The organism is Streptomyces sp. NPDC006393 (assembly GCF_040628575.1).
GTDB lineage: Bacteria > Actinomycetota > Actinomycetes > Streptomycetales > Streptomycetaceae > Streptomyces.
On record NZ_JBEXZD010000062.1, the window covers coordinates 1 to 17,087 of the forward strand.

15 protein-coding genes are annotated in these 17,087 nt (G+C 71.1%); 7 read left to right on the forward strand and 8 right to left on the reverse strand.

The window, feature by feature from the left end:
- Positions 1-113 precede the first annotated feature (113 nt).
- The 3 genes from ABZ484_RS23825 to ABZ484_RS23835 are packed head-to-tail and all read left to right on the forward strand — an operon-like array spanning position 114 to position 2,961.
- On the forward strand, positions 114-1,253 hold the full coding sequence (locus ABZ484_RS23825; RefSeq protein ID WP_358867935.1) for a 5-(carboxyamino)imidazole ribonucleotide synthase: 1,140 nt from the start codon (positions 114-116) through the stop codon (positions 1,251-1,253).
- A complete protein-coding gene (gene purE / locus ABZ484_RS23830; RefSeq protein WP_358867936.1) occupies positions 1,250-1,777 on the forward strand; it encodes a 5-(carboxyamino)imidazole ribonucleotide mutase in 528 nt (175 codons plus the stop codon). The genes ABZ484_RS23825 and purE overlap by 4 nt, the downstream gene beginning before the upstream one ends.
- Positions 1,778-1,782: 5 nt before the next feature.
- Complete coding sequence (locus ABZ484_RS23835) at positions 1,783-2,961, forward strand: dipeptidase (RefSeq protein WP_358867937.1); 1,179 nt, start codon at positions 1,783-1,785, stop codon at positions 2,959-2,961.
- A 314-nt stretch (positions 2,962-3,275) separates the two neighbouring features.
- Here the strand turns inward: ABZ484_RS23835 and ABZ484_RS23840 are convergent, their stop codons facing one another.
- Positions 3,276-3,635, reverse strand: a complete 360-nt coding sequence (locus tag ABZ484_RS23840; RefSeq protein WP_358867938.1) for a VOC family protein — start codon at positions 3,633-3,635, stop codon at positions 3,276-3,278.
- Positions 3,636-3,750: 115 nt separating this feature from the next.
- Here ABZ484_RS23840 and ABZ484_RS23845 point away from each other — a divergent pair, with 115 nt between their 5' ends.
- On the forward strand, positions 3,751-4,257 hold the full coding sequence (locus ABZ484_RS23845) for a CGNR zinc finger domain-containing protein (RefSeq protein ID WP_358867939.1): 507 nt from the start codon (positions 3,751-3,753) through the stop codon (positions 4,255-4,257).
- 148 nt (positions 4,258-4,405) lie between these two features.
- On the opposite strand, the gene ABZ484_RS23850 is transcribed toward ABZ484_RS23845, so the two are convergent.
- Positions 4,406-5,749 carry a UDP-glucose/GDP-mannose dehydrogenase family protein gene (locus ABZ484_RS23850; protein WP_358867940.1) on the reverse strand — a complete coding sequence of 448 codons (1,344 nt, stop codon included), beginning with the start codon at positions 5,747-5,749 and terminating at the stop codon, positions 4,406-4,408.
- A gap of 186 nt (positions 5,750-5,935) precedes the next feature.
- Here ABZ484_RS23850 and ABZ484_RS23855 point away from each other — a divergent pair, with 186 nt between their 5' ends.
- Positions 5,936-7,093 (forward strand): acyl-CoA dehydrogenase family protein, encoded by a 1,158-nt coding sequence (locus ABZ484_RS23855; RefSeq protein ID WP_358867941.1) that lies wholly within the window; start codon positions 5,936-5,938, stop codon positions 7,091-7,093.
- A gap of 85 nt (positions 7,094-7,178) precedes the next feature.
- Here ABZ484_RS23855 and ABZ484_RS23860 read toward each other — a convergent pair whose 3' ends face one another.
- Positions 7,179-8,207 (reverse strand): glycosyltransferase family 2 protein, encoded by a 1,029-nt coding sequence (locus ABZ484_RS23860; RefSeq protein WP_358867942.1) that lies wholly within the window; start codon positions 8,205-8,207, stop codon positions 7,179-7,181.
- Between the two features lie 128 nt (positions 8,208-8,335).
- On the opposite strand from ABZ484_RS23860, the gene ABZ484_RS23865 reads away from it, so the two are divergent.
- Positions 8,336-9,847 carry an LCP family protein gene (locus tag ABZ484_RS23865; RefSeq protein ID WP_358867943.1) on the forward strand — a complete coding sequence of 504 codons (1,512 nt, stop codon included), beginning with the start codon at positions 8,336-8,338 and terminating at the stop codon, positions 9,845-9,847.
- Positions 9,848-9,860: 13 nt separating this feature from the next.
- On the opposite strand, the gene ABZ484_RS23870 is transcribed toward ABZ484_RS23865, so the two are convergent.
- The gene (locus ABZ484_RS23870) at positions 9,861-10,445 is read right to left on the reverse strand and encodes an acyl-CoA thioesterase (RefSeq protein ID WP_358867944.1); all 585 of its coding nucleotides are present in this window, start codon (positions 10,443-10,445) and stop codon (positions 9,861-9,863) included.
- A 92-nt stretch (positions 10,446-10,537) separates the two neighbouring features.
- Here ABZ484_RS23870 and ABZ484_RS23875 point away from each other — a divergent pair, with 92 nt between their 5' ends.
- A complete protein-coding gene (locus ABZ484_RS23875; protein WP_358867945.1) occupies positions 10,538-11,872 on the forward strand; it encodes an LCP family protein in 1,335 nt (444 codons plus the stop codon).
- A 100-nt stretch (positions 11,873-11,972) separates the two neighbouring features.
- Here the strand turns inward: ABZ484_RS23875 and ABZ484_RS23880 are convergent, their stop codons facing one another.
- From ABZ484_RS23880 to ABZ484_RS23895, 4 genes are all read right to left on the reverse strand, one after another.
- A complete protein-coding gene (locus ABZ484_RS23880; RefSeq protein ID WP_358867946.1) occupies positions 11,973-12,335 on the reverse strand; it encodes a four-helix bundle copper-binding protein in 363 nt (120 codons plus the stop codon).
- A gap of 158 nt (positions 12,336-12,493) precedes the next feature.
- Positions 12,494-13,378, reverse strand: coding sequence for a hypothetical protein (locus ABZ484_RS23885; protein WP_358867947.1), 885 nt, complete (start codon positions 13,376-13,378; stop codon positions 12,494-12,496).
- A gap of 153 nt (positions 13,379-13,531) precedes the next feature.
- Positions 13,532-15,046 (reverse strand): LCP family protein, encoded by a 1,515-nt coding sequence (locus ABZ484_RS23890; RefSeq protein WP_358867948.1) that lies wholly within the window; start codon positions 15,044-15,046, stop codon positions 13,532-13,534.
- A gap of 249 nt (positions 15,047-15,295) precedes the next feature.
- Entirely contained in the window at positions 15,296-17,086 is a 1,791-nt protein-coding gene (locus ABZ484_RS23895; RefSeq protein WP_358867949.1) for an LCP family protein, read from the reverse strand.
- Position 17,087: the final 1 nt, after the last annotated feature.

Genomic DNA, 17,087 nt, shown 5'->3' on the forward strand with positions numbered 1-17,087 from the left:
AGACCCGGAAGAGACAGGGAAGAGCGCACGAAACGGTCGGGGGGGAGGACGAGCGGTGAGCGGACGCACGGCGGGGAATCCGGCCAGGGTGGCGCGGCCGATACCCTGGGGGCGTGACGTTCCCCGTAGTCGGCATGGTCGGCGGTGGCCAGCTCGCTCGTATGACACACGAGGCGGGCATCCCGCTGGGCATCAGGTTCAAGCTCCTCAGTGACACTCCTCAGGACTCCGCGGCGCAGGTCGTGAACGAAGTCGTCGTCGGCGACTATCGCGACCTGGACACGCTGCGCGAGTTCGCGCGCGGATGCGACGTGATCACCTTCGATCACGAGCACGTGCCCACCGAGCACCTCCGGGCCCTGGAGGCGGACGGCATACCCGTGCGCCCCGGCCCCGACGCGCTGGTGCATGCCCAGGACAAGGGGGTGATGCGCGCGAGACTCGACGCGATCTCAGTGCCCTGCCCACGGCACCGCATCGTGACCGATCCGCAGGACGTGGTCCGCTTCGCCGCGGAGGGCGACGGCTTCCCGGTCGTCCTGAAGACCGTCCGCGGCGGCTACGACGGCAAGGGCGTGTGGGTGGTCGGCTCCGTGGAGGAGGCCGCCGAGCCGTTCAAGGCGGGCGTCCCGGTCCTCGCCGAGGAGAAGGTCGACTACGTCCGCGAGCTCGCCGCCAACGTCGTCCGCTCCCCGCACGGCCAGGCCGTCGCCTACCCGGTGGTCGAGTCCCGGCAGGTGAACGGCGTCTGCGACACGGTCATCGCCCCGGCCCCCGGCCTGGACGAGAACCTCGCGCTCCAGGCCGAGGAGATGGCCCTGCGGATCGCCAAGGAACTCGGCGTCGTCGGCCACCTCGCCGTCGAGCTGTTCCAGACCCGCGACGGCCGCATCCTCGTCAACGAGCTGGCGATGCGCCCCCACAACTCGGGCCACTGGACCCAGGACGGCGCGATCACCTCCCAGTTCGCCAACCACGTCCGCGCCGTCCTCGACCTGCCGCTGGGCGACCCGCGCCCGCGCGCCACGTGGACGGTCATGGTCAACGTCCTCGGCGGCGACTACCCCGACATGTACTCCGCGTACCTGCACTGCATGGCCCGCGACCCGCAGCTCAAGATCCACATGTACGGCAAGGACGTGAAGCCCGGCCGCAAGGTCGGACACGTCAACACCTACGGCGACGACCTGGACGACGTGCTGGAGCGCGCCCGTCACGCAGCCGGATACCTGAGAGGCACGATCACCGAATGAGCCCAGTTGTTGGCATCGTCATGGGGTCGGACTCCGACTGGCCCGTCATGGAGGCCGCCGCAAAGGCGCTCGACGAGTTCGAGATCTCCTACGAGGTCGACGTCGTCTCCGCGCACCGCATGCCCCGGGAGATGATCACCTATGGCGAGCACGCGGCGGAGCGCGGACTGAAGGCGATCATCGCGGGCGCGGGCGGCGCCGCCCACCTGCCCGGCATGCTCGCCTCCGTCACCCCGCTGCCGGTGATCGGCGTGCCCGTCCCGCTGAAGTACCTGGACGGCATGGACTCGCTGCTGTCGATCGTGCAGATGCCGGCCGGCGTGCCGGTCGCGACGGTCTCGGTCGGCGGCGCCCGCAACGCGGGCCTGCTCGCCGCCCGGATCCTCGCCGCCCACGACGAGGAGCTCCTGGCCCGCATGCGGGAGTTCCAGCAGGACCTCAACGACCAGGCCACCGAGAAGGGCAAGCGGCTGCGCGCCAAGGTCGAGGGCGCCGGCGGCTTCGGCTTCGGCACGGGGAAGTGACGCCGATGGCCTCCCTCGAGGAAGCCCGGGAACTGCTGCGCGAGTTCCCGGTCGTCGACGGTCACAACGACCTGCCCTGGGCGCTGCGCGAGCAGGTCCGCTACGACCTCGGCGCCCGCGACATCGCCGCCGCCCAGAACGCCCACCTGCACACCGACATCCCGCGGCTGCGCGCGGGCGGCGTCGGCGCGCAGTACTGGTCGGTGTACGTCCGCTCGGACCTGCCCGACCCGGTCCCGGCGACCCTGGAGCAGATCGACTGCGTACGGCAGCTGCTCGACCGCTACCCGGCGGACCTGGCGCCCGCGCTGACCGCCGCGGACATGGAGGCGGCGCGCGCGGACGGCCGTATCGCCTCGCTGATGGGCGCGGAGGGCGGCCACTCCATCGCGAACTCGCTCGGCACCCTGCGCGGTCTGTACGCGCTCGGCGTGCGCTACATGACGCTCACCCACAACGACAACGTGGCCTGGGCGGACTCGGCGACGGACGAGCCGGGCGTGGGCGGACTGTCGGCGTTCGGCCGCGAGGTGGTGCGGGAGATGAACCGCCTGGGCATGCTGGTGGACCTCTCCCACGTGGCCGCGACGACCATGCGGGACGCGCTGGACACCTCCACCGCCCCGGTGGTCTTCTCCCACTCCTCCTCCCGGGCCGTCTGCGACCATCCGCGCAACATCCCCGACGACGTCCTCGAACGCCTGCCCGCCAACGGCGGCATGGCCATGGTGACGTTCGTGCCGAAGTTCGTCCTCCAGGCCGCCGTCGACTGGACCGCCGCGGCCGACGAGAACATGCGGGCGCACGGCTTCCACCACCTGGACACCACGGAGAAGGCCATGAAGGTCCACCGGGCCTTCGAGGAGGCGAACCCCCGCCCCGTCGCCACGGCCGCCACGGTCGCCGACCACCTCGACCACATGCGCGAGGTCGCCGGCATCGACCACCTCGGCATCGGCGGCGACTACGACGGCACGGCCTTCACCCCCGACGGCCTGGGCGACGTCTCCGGCTACCCCAACCTGATCGCCGAACTCCTGGACCGCGGCTGGTCCCGTTCCGACCTGGCCAAGCTGACCTGGCAGAACGCGGTACGCGTGCTCGGCGCCGCGGAGGACGTCTCCCGCGACCTGCGCGCCACCAAGGGCCCGTCCAACGCGACGATCGAGGAACTGGACGGCTGAGGCCCGGTACCGGAGAACGGGTACCTCGGCAGTCCTGTTCTTCGGTACCAGCGGTATGCGAGAGAGGCGGCAGCAGATGCCCACGAGCGGCAGCGAGGCCCGCCGGGATCCGTACATGCCTGCCGACGAGTACGCATCCTGGCGGGAGACCGCCCACCTTCTCCGCTCCCCCTCGAACGCCCGGCGGCTCATGGAAGCCGTCGCGCGCGACAAAGCGGGCACGCCGGCCGCCGACACGAACACGGAAGGCCGGAAGCCCTCCCTGCCTTGATGGGCGACGCCCGGCCGACACTACGGCGACGGTGCGTTGCCTGTCAGCAGGCGCACAAGCAGAACGGGTGGCCGGCCGGGTCGGCGTAGACCCGGAAGGTGCGGGTGCGGTCCGTCGCGTCCAGCGGCTCCGCGCCGAGCGCGAGGACGCCCTTCTCCGCCGCGTCCAGGTCCTCCACCACAAGGTCCAGGTGGAACTGCTGCGAGCGGTCGGACGACGGCCACTTCGGCGGCACGTGCCCGGGCGCCGCCTGGAACGCCAGCGACGGACCGCCCGGCACCTTCAGGTCCGCCCAGTCGCCCTCGCCCTCCACCGTCCCGCCGAGCACCTCGGCGTAGAAACCGGCGAGCGCGCGCGGGTCGGGACAGTCCAGGACGACGACACCCAGCTTGGCGAGAGCCATGACTTCCTCCCGAGGAGTGCTGGTTACCCGTAGAGGCGGATAACCGGTAACGGTTACCGCATGCTCCCCCATGGCCGGTAACGGCGCAACAGCTTTTCGAGGTACCGTCGCAGCCATGAGTGAGAGATCGGCCGCGCCCGCGGGCCTGGCGCTGGTCGAGGCCCTGGTGAACACACTGGACCTGGAATCGGGCGGCGACTCGCTCGACTCACCGGACGTCCGGGCGCGCTTCGGGATCACCGAGGCCGAACTGCCGGCCGCACGCGAGCTGCGCGAGTCGCTGCGGGCCACGCTGCTCGCCCACGCCGGGCACCTGCCGCACCGCGAGGTGACGCCCCTGGGCGAGCTGCTGGCGCGGGCCCCGCTGCTGGTCGCGGTCGACGCCCAGGACGGCTCCGCGGCCCTCGCCCCCGCCGACACCACCACCCTGACCTCCCGTGTCGCGGCCGCCGTGGCCGAGGCGCTGGTCGCCGGCACCTGGACCCGGCTGAAGGCCTGCGAGGCGGTCACCTGCCACTGGGCGTACTACGACCGCAGCCCGGCCGGCCGCGGGCGCTGGTGCTCGATGCAGGTGTGCGGGGCACGCGCGAAGATGCGCCGGTATCGCGCCAAGGCGCCGTGACCGTCGCCCCGGTGGTACGGGTGGCACCCAGGCGGATGGTGCAGAATGCGGGAAGACGCCGGTTCGGCCGACTGAGCCTCGGCCGAACCGGCGTCGCCCCCGGTGAGCCGGTCGTTCGGCGAGTCGGTCGTTCGACCGCGCGTACGGCTCAGGCCGTAGGGCGGCCCATCGCCCGGTACGTCCATCCGGCCCGCCGCCACAGTTCCGGATCCAGCGCGTTACGGCCGTCCAGGACCAGGCGGGAGGAGACGACCTCGCCCAGCTCGGCCGGGTCCAGCTCGCGGAACTGACGCCACTCGGTCAGGTGCAGCACCACATCGGCGCCCCGGACCGCCTCCAGCGCGGACTCGGCGTACCCCAGCGTCGGGAAGACGCGCCGGGCGTTCTCCATCCCCTTGGGGTCGTAGACGGTCACCTGGCCGCCCTGGAGGTGGATCTGCCCGGCCACGTTGAGGGCGGGCGAGTCGCGTACGTCGTCCGAGTCGGGCTTGAAGGTCGCACCGAGCACCGCGACCCGCTTGCCGAGGAACGGCCCGCCGCCCAGCGCCTGCCGGGCCAGCTCCACCATCTGCCCGCGCTGGCGCATGTTGATCGAGTCGATCTCGCGCAGGAAGGTCAGCGCCTGGTCGGCACCCAGCTCACCGGCGCGCGCCATGAAGGCGCGGATGTCCTTGGGCAGGCAGCCGCCGCCGAAGCCGATCCCGGCGCGCAGGAACTTCTTCCCGATCCGGTCGTCGTACCCGATCGCCTCCGCCAGCTTGGCGACGTCGCCGCCGGCGGCCTCGCACACCTCCGCCATCGCGTTGATGAAGGAGATCTTCGTGGCCAGGAAGGAGTTCGCGGAGGTCTTCACCAGCTCGGCGGTCGGGAAGTCGGTGACGACGAAGGGCGAGCCCTCGCCGATCGGCGTGGCGTACACCTCGCGCAGCAGCTTCTCCGCCCGCTCGCTGCGCACGCCGACCACGATCCGGTCCGGGTGCAGCGTGTCCTGGACGGCGAAGCCCTCGCGCAGGAACTCCGGGTTCCAGGCCAGTTCGGCGTCCTCGCCCGCGGGCGCCAGCTCGGCGATCGTCCGGGCCAGCCGGTCCGCCGACCCGACCGGCACCGTCGACTTGCCGACGACCAGCGCGGGCCCGGTCAGATGCGGGGCGAGCGAGGCCACCGCGGAGTCGACGTAGGACATGTCACAGGCGTACTCGCCGTGCTTCTGCGGGGTGTTCACACAGACGAAGTGGACGTCGCCGAAGGCGCCCACCTCGGCCCAGTCCTGGGTGAAGCGCAGCCGCCCGCTGGAGCCCTCGATACCGGCCACGTGCTTGCGCAGCAGCTCCTCCAGACCGGGCTCGTACATCGGGACCTCGCCCCGCTGCAACATCTCGATCTTCTCGGGGACGACGTCCAGGCCCAGCACCTCGAACCCCAGCTCGGCCATGGCCGCGGCGTGCGTCGCGCCGAGATAGCCGGTGCCGATCACGGTGATCTTGAGGCTCATGGATGCTCCAGGAGGGACGGGGGTGATGCGCTGCCCGAGCATATCGGGGGTATGCGCAAGGCCATCGCCGGGCAATGTCCCCGCTGTCGCCAAGCTCACGTATCACTTGCGCGGGCAGGCACCTAAAATTCGGGTTACTTAACGGTAGTTAGCGTCACACTGGTCGCTTTTGGAGCGTGAGAGACCTTGGCCGGATCGGCTGATTTCGACCTGTACCGCCCGTCCGAGGAGCACGACATGCTCCGCGACGCCATCCGCTCGCTGGCCGAGGCGAAGATCGCGCCGTACGCCGCCGCGGTGGACGAGGAGGCCCGCTTCCCGCAGGAGGCCCTGGAGGCGCTGGTCGCGAACGACCTGCACGCCGTGCACGTCCCCGAGGAGTACGGCGGCGCGGGCGCGGACGCCCTCGCCACGGTCATCGTGATCGAGGAGGTGGCCCGTGTCTGCGCGTCCTCCTCGCTGATCCCCGCGGTGAACAAGCTGGGCTCCCTGCCGGTGCTGCTGTCCGGCTCCGAGGACCTGAAGAAGCGGTACATGACCCCGCTCGCCAAGGGCAACGGGATGTTCTCGTACTGCCTCTCCGAGCCGGACGCGGGCTCCGACGCGGCCGGCATGAAGACCAAGGCGGTCCGCGACGGCGACACCTACGTGCTCAACGGCGTCAAGCGCTGGATCACCAACGCCGGGGTCTCCGAGTACTACACGGTGATGGCCGTCACCGACCCGGAGAAGCGCTCCAAGGGCATCAGCGCCTTCGTCGTCGAGAAGTCCGACCCGGGCGTCTCCTTCGGCGCCCCGGAGAAGAAGCTCGGCATCAAGGGCTCCCCGACCCGCGAGGTCTACCTCGACAACGTGCGCATCCCCGCCGACCGCATGATCGGCGAGGAGGGCACCGGCTTCGCCACGGCGATGAAGACCCTGGACCACACCCGCATCACCATCGCCGCACAGGCCCTCGGCATCGCCCAGGGGGCGCTCGACTACGCCAAGGGCTACGTCAAGGAGCGCAAGCAGTTCGGCAAGGCGATCGCCGACTTCCAGGGCATCCAGTTCATGCTCGCCGACATGGCCATGAAGATCTCGGCCGCCCGCGCCCTGACCTACCAGGCCGCCGCCGCCTCCGAGCGCGGCGACGCCGACCTCACCTACCAGGGCGCCGCCGCCAAGTGCTTCGCCTCGGACGTCGCCATGGAGGTCACCACCGACGCCGTCCAGCTCCTCGGCGGCTACGGCTACACCCGCGACTACCCGGTGGAGCGCATGATGCGCGACGCCAAGATCACCCAGATCTACGAGGGCACCAACCAGGTCCAGCGGATCGTCATGGCGCGCAACCTGCCGTAAGCGGCAGGTGAGCCGATGACCGAAGGGTGCCCGCCGGTCGGGCACCCTTCACGCGTCCTGCGGCACCGCTCGGCTGCGGGAGTGCTCAGCTCGGCGAGGTGACCGCCGGCCGGCGCGAGGCGATGACCTTCCTCGCCAGCGCCTTCGGGCTGGTCAGGAAGCCCCAGCCCCACGACATGTGCATGGTGGCCAGGGCCACCGGTATCCGCAGCCGGGCGCTGAGCGGCAGGCCCTTGCCGGCCGGCACCGACCCGGCGGCGATCGCCGCCAGATAACCGCCCGGGACCACGAACGCCCAGGGGGTCAGGGCCGCGCCCACCACGATCCCTGCCGCGATCGCGCACACGGCGGTCGGCGGGGCGAGATAGCGCAGGTTGATGGAGCCCTCGTGGTAGCGGGCGACGACATGCCGCCAGCGGCCGTAGTCCTTGTACTGCTTGGCGAGCGCCCGCACGTTCGGGCGCGGCCGGTAGGAGACCCTCAGCTCGGGCGAGAACCAGATCAGGCCGCCCGCCTCGCGGATGCGGAAGTTCAGCTCCCAGTCCTGGGCGCGGATGAACTCCTCGTTGTAGCCGCCCTGTTGCTCCAGGGCCGCACGGCGGAAGACACCCAGGTAGACCGTCTCGGCCGGGCCGGCCTCGCCGCCGGTGTGGAAGGCCGCGTTGCCCACACCGATCTTCGAGGTCATGGCCGCCGCGACCGCGTGCTCCCAGGCGTTCTCGCCCTCGGCGTGCATGATGCCGCCGACGTTCTGCGCGCCGGTCTCCTCCAGGAGGCGTACGGCCGTGGCGATGTAGTTCGGCGAGAGCATGCCGTGGCCGTCGACGCGGACCACGATCGGATGGCGGGAGGCCTTGATCGCGGCGTTCAGCGCGGCGGGGGTGCGGCCGGTGGGGTTCGGGACCGTGTGGACGCGCGGGTCGTTCCGTACGAGCTCGGCGGCGATCTCGTCCGTGCGGTCCGTGGACGGACCCAGGGCGATCACGACCTCCATCTCGCCGTCGTACTCCTGCGCGAGGATCGCTTCGACGGCCCCGCGCAGATGCCGCTCCTCGTTGAGGACGGGCATGATCACAGACACGGCGGGGAACCGCACGTCGGGCTTGGCGTTCATCGGTGCTCACGTTACCGCGTACGGGGGACACCGGTGCGCGCCGCAGGGGGCACTGCCCCGGTGCGCAGATCGTATGGCCCTACGGTGCTCACGGTGCCCACCCACGCCATATGCGGAGGTGTCCCTGCATGTCCACCACGCCGCCCCGGTCGTCCCCGCAGTCCCGGCCCGCCGCGCGGTCCCGGCGCGGGTCGCGGCAGGCCGCCGTACCGCAGCGGCCGGACGGAGTGCCGTACGCGCCGGTGCCGCGCCGCAGACCGCGCTGGGCCATGCGGGCGGCGACCACGCTGTCGGTGGTGGTGCTCGCCTCGGCCGGGATCGGGCACGCGGTGGTCTCCAGCCTGGACGCGGGCATCGTCCGGGTCGATCCCTTCAAGGACATGAAGAACCGCCCGCCCAGGGGCCACGGGATGAACGTCCTGCTGGTCGGCACCGACGGCCGGGACAAGATCAGCGCCCAGGAGCGGCGCAAGTACCGGCTGGGCGGGCAGCCCTGCCACTGCACCGACACGATGATGATCGTGCACCTGTCGGCGGACCGGGAACGGGCCAGCGTGGTCAGCCTGCCCCGCGACTCGTACGCCGAGCTGCCCGCCCATGTCGACCGGAACACCGGCAAGCGGCACGGGCCGCACCCGGTCAAGCTGAACGCGGCCTATGCCGAGGGCGGACCGAACCTGACCGTGCGCGTGGTCGAGGGCATGACCCGGCTGAAGATCGACCACTACCTGGAGGTGGACTTCACCACCTTCATGCGCACCGTCGACGTCCTCGGCGGCGTCCCGGTCTGCACCGCCGAACCGCTGAAGGACTCCTACACCGGCCTGGACCTGCCCGCCGGCACCCACACCCTCACCGGCGGCCAGGCACTCCAGTACGTCCGCTCGCGGCACGTCGACGGGGCCAGCGACTTCGGCCGGATGCAGCGCCAGCAGCGTTTCCTGGCCGCGCTGATCGAACGCGCGACCTCCTCCCGGGTGCTGCTGAACCCGATGAAGTTCCGGGACGTGACCCGGGCCGTGCTCAGCTCGGTACGCGCCGACCAGGGTTTCCACACCGAGGAGCTGCTCGACCTCGGGCGGGCGATGCGGAGCTTCTCCCCCTCCTCCTCCGAGTTCACCACCGTCCCGGTCGAGCAGCCGGCCGTTCCCGTGGGCGGGCTCGGTTCGACCGTGAAGTGGGACAAGGCCAAGGCCGAGCAGCTGTTCCGGACGCTGCGCGAGGACCGCCCGCTCTCGGTGCGCAAGCCGTCGCCGCGGCGGGACCGCGCCGTGGCCGTGGGGGTCGCCCCGCAGCGCATCCGGGTCCAGGTGGAGAACGGCACCACCACGGTCGGGCTCGGCAGGCGCGTGGACACCGCGCTGGCGGCGGCCGGGTTCCTCACCACCAGGGCCCCCGTGGACTCCAAGGAACGCGGGGTGAAGCGGACCGTGGTGCTCTACGACCCCCGGTGGGACCGCTCGGCGCGGTCGCTCGCCGCGGCGCTGCCGGGAGCCGAGCTGCGGGCCGTGCCGGGGCAGGGCCCGACCCTCAGGGTGATCGCGGGCGGCGACTTCCGTCAGGTGCGCAAGGTCCGCGTGGAGGATCCGGTGCAGGGCGCGGCCCGCGTGGTCAGGGGCGACGAGGTGCAGTGCGGGTGAGGCCGGCGGGAGCTCAGTCCTCGTAGCCCTCCGCCGCCCGCTTCTCCCGCAGTTCCTTGATCGCGCGGCGGCGGGCCAGGCGGTGGGTGCGGCGTATCTGGGCCTCCTGGTAGCGCCGCTTGTCCCGCTCGGTCTCGGGCAGGACCGGCGGCACCACGCGGGGCTTTCCGTCCGCGTCCACGGCGGCGAAGACCAGGTAGGCGGAGCCGACCTGGGTGGCCGGGGTGGACTCGTTCCAGCGCTCGGCCAGGACGCGGACGCCCACCTCCATGGAGGTCCGGCCGGTCCAGTTGACCTGGGCCTTCACGTGGACGAGGTCGCCGACCCGGACGGGCTCCAGGAACACCATCTCGTCCATGGAGGCGGTGACGGCGGGGCCGCCGCTGTGCCGGCCGGCAACCGCGCCCGCCGCGTCGTCGACCAGCTTCATGATCACACCGCCGTGCACCGTGCCCAGGAGGTTGGTGTCGTTGTGGGTCATGATGTGGCTGAGAGTGGTCCGGGACGCCGAGGTGGGCCTGCCCGGGATTTCCGCGGTGCCGGTTTCCGCGACGAAGGCCTGGTCTGTCATGGCCCCCACCTTATGCCGAGGCGACATAGGGGGGATTTGTGTCGGCTTCGCAACAGCCGTGACCTGATTTTCCGACGGCCCTTGTACGCCATACGGGCGAGACCTGCACACTGGGGCCCATGAATGATTGGCCCGAGGGGTGGTCCGGCGACGAGCGTGGACCCCGGTACGGACGCGGCAGCGCCGGAGCGCAGCCGGAGGGCGCGCGTGTGATGCGCCAGGTGCGGCGCGGCGGCCCGGCGGTACCGCCCGGGCAGGGCGCCTACGGCAGGCAGGGCGGGCAGCGGCCCGCGGCGCCTCCGTACGGGGTGCCGCAGCAGCCGTCGTACGCCGGCGGCGGCTACGCCGACGGCTACACCGACAGCGACGACGGTTACGGCTACGACAGCGGCTACAACACCGGACAGGTCTACGGCCGGCCGGGCGGCGACGGTCCCGGCGGTCCGGGCGAGGGCGGCACCCGCGGTCCCCGTCCCGCGCCCAACTGGGGCCGTCGCATCAAATGGACCGCGATAACCCTGGTCACCGCGCTGGTGGTCACCTCGGTGGCCACCTACTTCTGGGCCGACTCCAAGCTGCACCGGGACGTCGACCTGTCCAAGGTCATCGACCGGCCGGAGGCCGGCAAGGGCACGAACTACCTGATCGTCGGCTCCGACAGCCGCGCCGGAATGTCCGCCGAGGACAAGAAGAAGCTCCACACCGGCTCCGCCGAGGGCAAGCGCACCGACTCGATGATGATCCTGCACGTCGGGGACAACGGCGACACGCTGATCTCCCTGCCGCGCGACTCCAACGTCACCATCCCGCAGTTCCGCGGCTCGGAGTCCGGCAAGATCAGGCCGGCGATGGGCACGAACAAGCTGAACGCGGCGTACGCGTTCGACGGGCCGACCCTGCTGGTCCGCACCATCGAGTACAACACCGGCCTGCACATCGACCACTACGTGGAGATCGGCTTCGCCGGCTTCGCCAACATCGTGGACGCGGTCGGCGGCGTCGAGATGACCATCGACAAGCCCTTCAAGGACAAGTGGTCGGGCGCCGACTTCCAGGCGGGCAAGCAGAAGCTGAACGGCGAGCAGGCCCTGGCCTTCGTCCGTACCCGGCACGCCTTCGCCGCCTCGGACCTCCAGCGCACCAAGAACCAGCAGAAGTTCCTGTCCGCGCTGGCCCACCAGGTGGCCACCCCGTCGACGGTCCTGAACCCGTTCAAGTTCTATCCGACGATGGGGGCGGGCCTGGACTCCCTGGTCGTCGACAAGGACATGAGCCTGTGGGACCTGGCCTCCATGTTCTGGGCGATGAAGGGCGTCAGCGGCGGTGACGGCAAGTCCATGAACATGCCGATATCCGGCTCCTCGGGCGGCAACCTCGTCTGGGACAAGGCGAAGGTCAAGACCCTGGTCGACGAGTTGAAGAACGACGAGACGGTGACCGTCTCCGGCAACTGACCGGACGGCCGCCGGGCAACCGGGCGGCCGCCGGACGACCTGTCAGGGGCAGGGCCCCGCGGTACTGTCCGCGGGGCCCTCGCCGTCGCGCCCGGCCGGGTCACATCCGGGCGCCCGTCATCGCGCGACACATCTCCGCGCAGCGGCGACACGCCTCCGCGCAGCGTTGCATCATCTTGTCCTCGGGCAGCGACATACACGCCTCGGCGCACATGTCACACGCCTTGGCGCACATCGCGCACATCTCGGCCGCCATCGGCGAGCGGCGCATCATCATGTCCGCGCACATGCGCGTGGTCTCGGAGCAGTCCATGAGCGCGCGCATGATCTGCATCTGCGCCTGGCCGCCCATCTGCATGCAGGAGCTCATGGCCTCCTCGCAGACGGTGTGGCAGGACATGCACGCCTCGACGCAGTCCTGCATCTGCTTGCTCATGGCGGTCATGGTTCCGGGCTGGGTCATGGCTCCTCCTGGGGGGACGAAGGCAGCCGGGGCCTCGGGGCGGGCCCCGTGCCCTTCCGTCGTACGCCCCTCGACCGCCCCCCGCCATCCGACGGAAGCACGGAATCCGCTACGCCCGCCCGGGTGAGGCGGCGGCGCCCGGCGACCGCGTCCGTCGCTCATCCCGCCTTCGCCGGGTCCGTCCCGTACAGGGCGGAGGCCGCCCGGGCCCGGGTCACGTCGCAGGTCTCCTGCTCGTCGGCGGGCGCGAGCCAGAGCGGCACCAGGCGGGACACGGTGGACGAGGCGTCCATCCGCAGATAGTGGCAGGTGCCGTTGACGCGCAACGCGAACACGTTCACGTCACCTCCGGCGGGGCCGCCGGAGACCTCGCTCACGGTGTCCTGCGCGGCGACCAGCCGCTTGTCCGTCAGGAAGTCCACGGCGCCCCGCGCGGAGTGCGGGTAGCCGGTGGTCGCCATCCGCCCGGACGCGCCGGTCGACTGCCGCGCGAGCAGCCCGCCCATCTGCGCCACGAGGCTGCCCGGCCGGCCGTCGGTCCGTACCGCCGGGCAGTCCAGATGGGACTTTTTGACGCTGTACGTGCCGACGGCGAAGGTGTAGCGGTAGCAGCGGACCGGATAGGCGTGCGCGTCGACGGTGCCCGCCTCCGGCGGCACCAGCCCCAGCATCACCGTCATCGTGTGCGTCCGGCCGCCCGGCCCGCCCGGGGCCGTGTCCGAGCTCAGCAGCACACCGCCGTGCCCCTCGACCTGGGCGACGAGGGTTCCCTCGGTGAACTGCCCTCCGTAGGTCTGCCCCGGCGAGTAGAAACCCGCGTTCAGGTCCGCCCGCAGATCCTCGGCGAGCCGGTCGGCCTGCGCGTCGACCGCCGCCGTGTCCTCGGCGGTCGCCCTCTGGTACACCAGGGTGCCCGCCACACCGGCGGCCCCGGCCACCACCGCGGTCAGCACGAACAGCAGCCCGCGGACCAGGGTCCCGCGCCGCCGCCGCTCCGCGTGGGGCCGTCCGTCCTGCCGGGCCACCGTCACATCTGCCGCCACGTCACCACTCCCCTCGGCAGGACGTCACCCCTGCCGACGGGACGCCCGGATCACCTCGCTGCCCGCCGATCCTGCCACCCGCGCCCGCAACGCCCGCACGCGGCCGAGGACTTGCCCGCGTGCGGGCGTTCAAGAAACGCACCCGGAGGCGGGCTACCAGCGGTAGGGCGCGTACACGTCCATGCACTGCCCGGTGTCGGCGCCGTTGATGGCGTCGGAGTTCTCCGGGATGTCGCCGGCCTTCGGCGCCTCCTGCTTCGGGTAGCTGGTGCCCGTGCGCCAGTCCGAGCCGACGACGAGGGTCACACCGGTGACGTCCGTCGACTTCTCCACCGAGGACATCGGGATGCCCAGCGCCGCCGCGACACGTTCGGCGTCGCCCTTCAGGTCGGCGCTCGGGTAGCGGACGACCGTCTCGTCCGCGGACGGCGTCACCGACGCGTCCGCCGCGGCCCTGGTGAAGCCCTTCCGCACGAGCTCCTGGCTGATGTCGGTCGCCCGGTGGGAGACCGGGGCGAGGGTGGACGTACGGGTGCCGTTCTGCACGGCGACGCCGATCTGGCCGTCCGGGTGCGCGGGGTCCGCGGAGGCCTGCTCCTGGTCCGCGCCCTGCTTGCCGCCGGCGCCGGACCCGTCCTTCTTGCCGTCGGAGGCCTTGCCGTTGGCGTCGAAGGACACGTCGTCGCGGATCATCTTCCACACCTTCTCGGCGTTGGCGCCGTCCGGTACGAGATGGTCCTTGTTCTGCGGGTCCTCGACGTTGGGCATCGTCGTCATGGTGATGCGGTTGGTCGGGACCGTCTTGAGCTGCATCGCCAGGTCGTACAGCTTCTTGACGGTGCCGATCTCCTCGGAGACCTGGAGGGACTTCGTGGCCGCCTCGGCCAGGTTCATCAGGCGGCCGGTGTCGGTGAAGACGCTCTGGCTCTTCAGCGTGCGGATCATCGAGTTCAGGTACATGTGCTGGGCCCTGGCGCGCAGCGGGTCGCTGCCCCAGGCGTGCCGGGTGCGCAGCCACTGGAGGGCCTGCTTGCCCTTGACCTTGGTCGTGCCGGCCTTCAGCTTCAGTCCGGAGCCGCCGGGCACGCTCGGCAGCGGGCGGTCCCACACGTTCTGCTTGGTGCAGACGTCGACGCCGCCGATGGCGTCCGCCATCTTCACCACGCCCGCGAAGTCGATGGTCATCCAGTGGTCGATGTAGACACCGGTGAGGTTCTGCCAGGTGGCGAGGGTGCAGCCGGCGCCGCCGCGGGCCAGTGACTCGTTGATGATGGCGTTGGTCGGCGGGTAGACGTGGCCGGTCTTCGGGTCCGTGCACTTGGGGATGTCGACGCGGGTGTCGCGCGGAATGCTCACCACGGCGGCGCTCTTGCGGTCCGCGGCCAGGTGGATGAGCATCTGCACGTCGCCCAGCGGCGGGTTGCCCCGGTTCTCCCTGCTGCCGCCGAGCGCCACGTTCGCGTCGGAGTTACGGCTGTCGGAGCCGATCAGCAGGATGTTCACGGGCGTCTGGCCGGCCGCGTTCGGCTTCGCCTTCCGCGCCTTGGAGTCGCCGCTGCTGCGCTCGCCCTTGCGGATGTTGCTGTTCAGATGCTCGTAGTAGAGGTATCCGGCGCCGGCCGTGCCGAGTATCACCACCGCGAGCACCGTCGCCGACCAGCGCAGCACGCGCCGTTTGGGACGTCTGCCCGCGGTGCCGCGTCCGCCATGTCCGCCATGTCCTCTGCCGCCGTGACGGCCGCGGCCGCCCGACACGTTCCCTCGCGACGCGAGGGGCGCCGTGTCCTCGACCGCAGGCCCCTCCCCGCGCAGACCGCTCTGGGTCAACTCCCCATCCTCCCCACCCTGACTTCACCGAACAGGCCTGTCGTGCGCCCTGTTAGACGCTCGACAGGCCCGAAGGGTGGCCCAGTGCGCTCAACTCGCGCACTGAACCTTGTCGGCCGTGGACTTCCCGTCCACGTCCGGCGCCTTCGTCGGAGCGGTGAGGGACACTCCCGCGCCCTTGAAGTCCTTGCCCAGGGTCAGCGTCATCGCCGGCAGCCCCTGGGAGTTGGTCACGCTCTTGCCCGGCTTCAGCGCGGAACCGGACAGCCCCATCAGCGCGGCGAGCTTACGGGCCTGGTCGGCCTGGTCGGGCGCGTACTCGAGCGTGGTCTTGCCGATGGCCGCGGGCGCGTTGCCCGCGTTCTCGGACTTGCTGACGCCCTGCTGGTTCTGCAGCCAGGTCAGCGTCTGCGACGCGGAACCGGGAGGGGCGCCACCGTTCAGGATCCGCACCCGCACGTCGGAGGCGGCCGACTGGGGGCCCTTGAGCCGGTCGGCCTCGGCGTCCTTCGCCTGCTGCTGCTTCTTCTTCACCTCGGTGAAGGAGACGTCGCTGCCGATGGTGTCGAAGACCTGGGGGGCCTTGTTCGGGTCGACGATGACCGTCTTGTGGATCTTGCCGTCCGCCGGGTTGTCGAGGACCGGCACCGTCAGGAAGGTGATGTTCTTCGGCGGCACCTTCTTCAGCTCCAGGGCGATGTCCTTGAGCGTGCTGACCTTCTTGATGCCCTGGTCGACGGTGAGCGCCTTGGTGGCGGCGTCGGCCAGGTCGTAGAGCTTGGCCGGGTTGGTGAGGGTGTCGCCGGAGGACATCTTGCGCATCAGCGAGCCGAGGAACTGCTGCTGCACCTTGATGCGGTCCAGATCGCCCTGGTTGCCGAAGCTGTGCCGGGTGCGGACGAACGCCAGCGCCTGCTCGCCCTCGACCTTGTGCGTGCCGGCGGACAGCTTCAGGTGCGAGTCCGGGTCGTCGACGGCGTGCTTGAGGCACACCTCGACGCCGCCCACGGCGGACGTCAGGGTCTTGACCGCGTTGAAGTCGGCCATCATGAAGTGGTCGGGCGCGATGCCGGTGACCTCCTTGACCGTGCGCATCGTGCAGCCCGCGTCGCGGCCGTCCTGGCCGAGGCTCGTGTTGAAGCGGACGTCCTGCGTGCCCGGGATGACCTTCATGCTGCCGTCGGACTGTTTGGTCGGGCAGTCCGGGACGTCCACGATCAGGTCGCGGGGGATGCTCAGCGCGGTCGCGTTCGTACGGTCCTTGGAGACGTGCAGCAGGATGTTCGTGTCCGCGTGGCCCACGCTGCCCTTGTCGCCGTAGCCCCCGTTGCCCTTGCCGGTCCGCTTGTCGGTGCCGATGACCAGGATGTTGAAGGCCTCGTCCTTGCTGAAGCCGTTCTTGGCCGCGCTGCCCACGTCGGTGGTGGAGATGTTGCCCTCGAGGTGCTTGAGGATCAGATAGCCGGCCGTGCCGACGCCCACCAGGACGAACGCCATGGTGCCGCCGGTCCACATCAGGACCTTCTTGGTCCTCGACTTCTTCTTCTCCGGCCGGCGCCCCCGCCGCCCGGGCACCGGCTCCTGCGGCGGCGGCGCGCCACGACGGCGGCGCGGCCCGGGCACGGTGCGGCCCGGAGCCGCCTCGCGGGACTGCTGCCGTCCGGGCGCGGACCGCTCTCCCGGCGCGCCGGCGCGCCGGCCCGCCGCCGCGTTGCCGCCGCCCCCGCCCGCACCGCGCGAGGACGGTCTACGCGGGCTGGGGACCGACGACTGCGGAGCGGAAGGAGTCAGTCGCAGTTCGTATTCGCCGGTGTTCGGATTGAGCACCCACTGGTCTGCGGGATCGATGTTGTCCGCCCGCCCACGGCCTTGCGCGTCCACG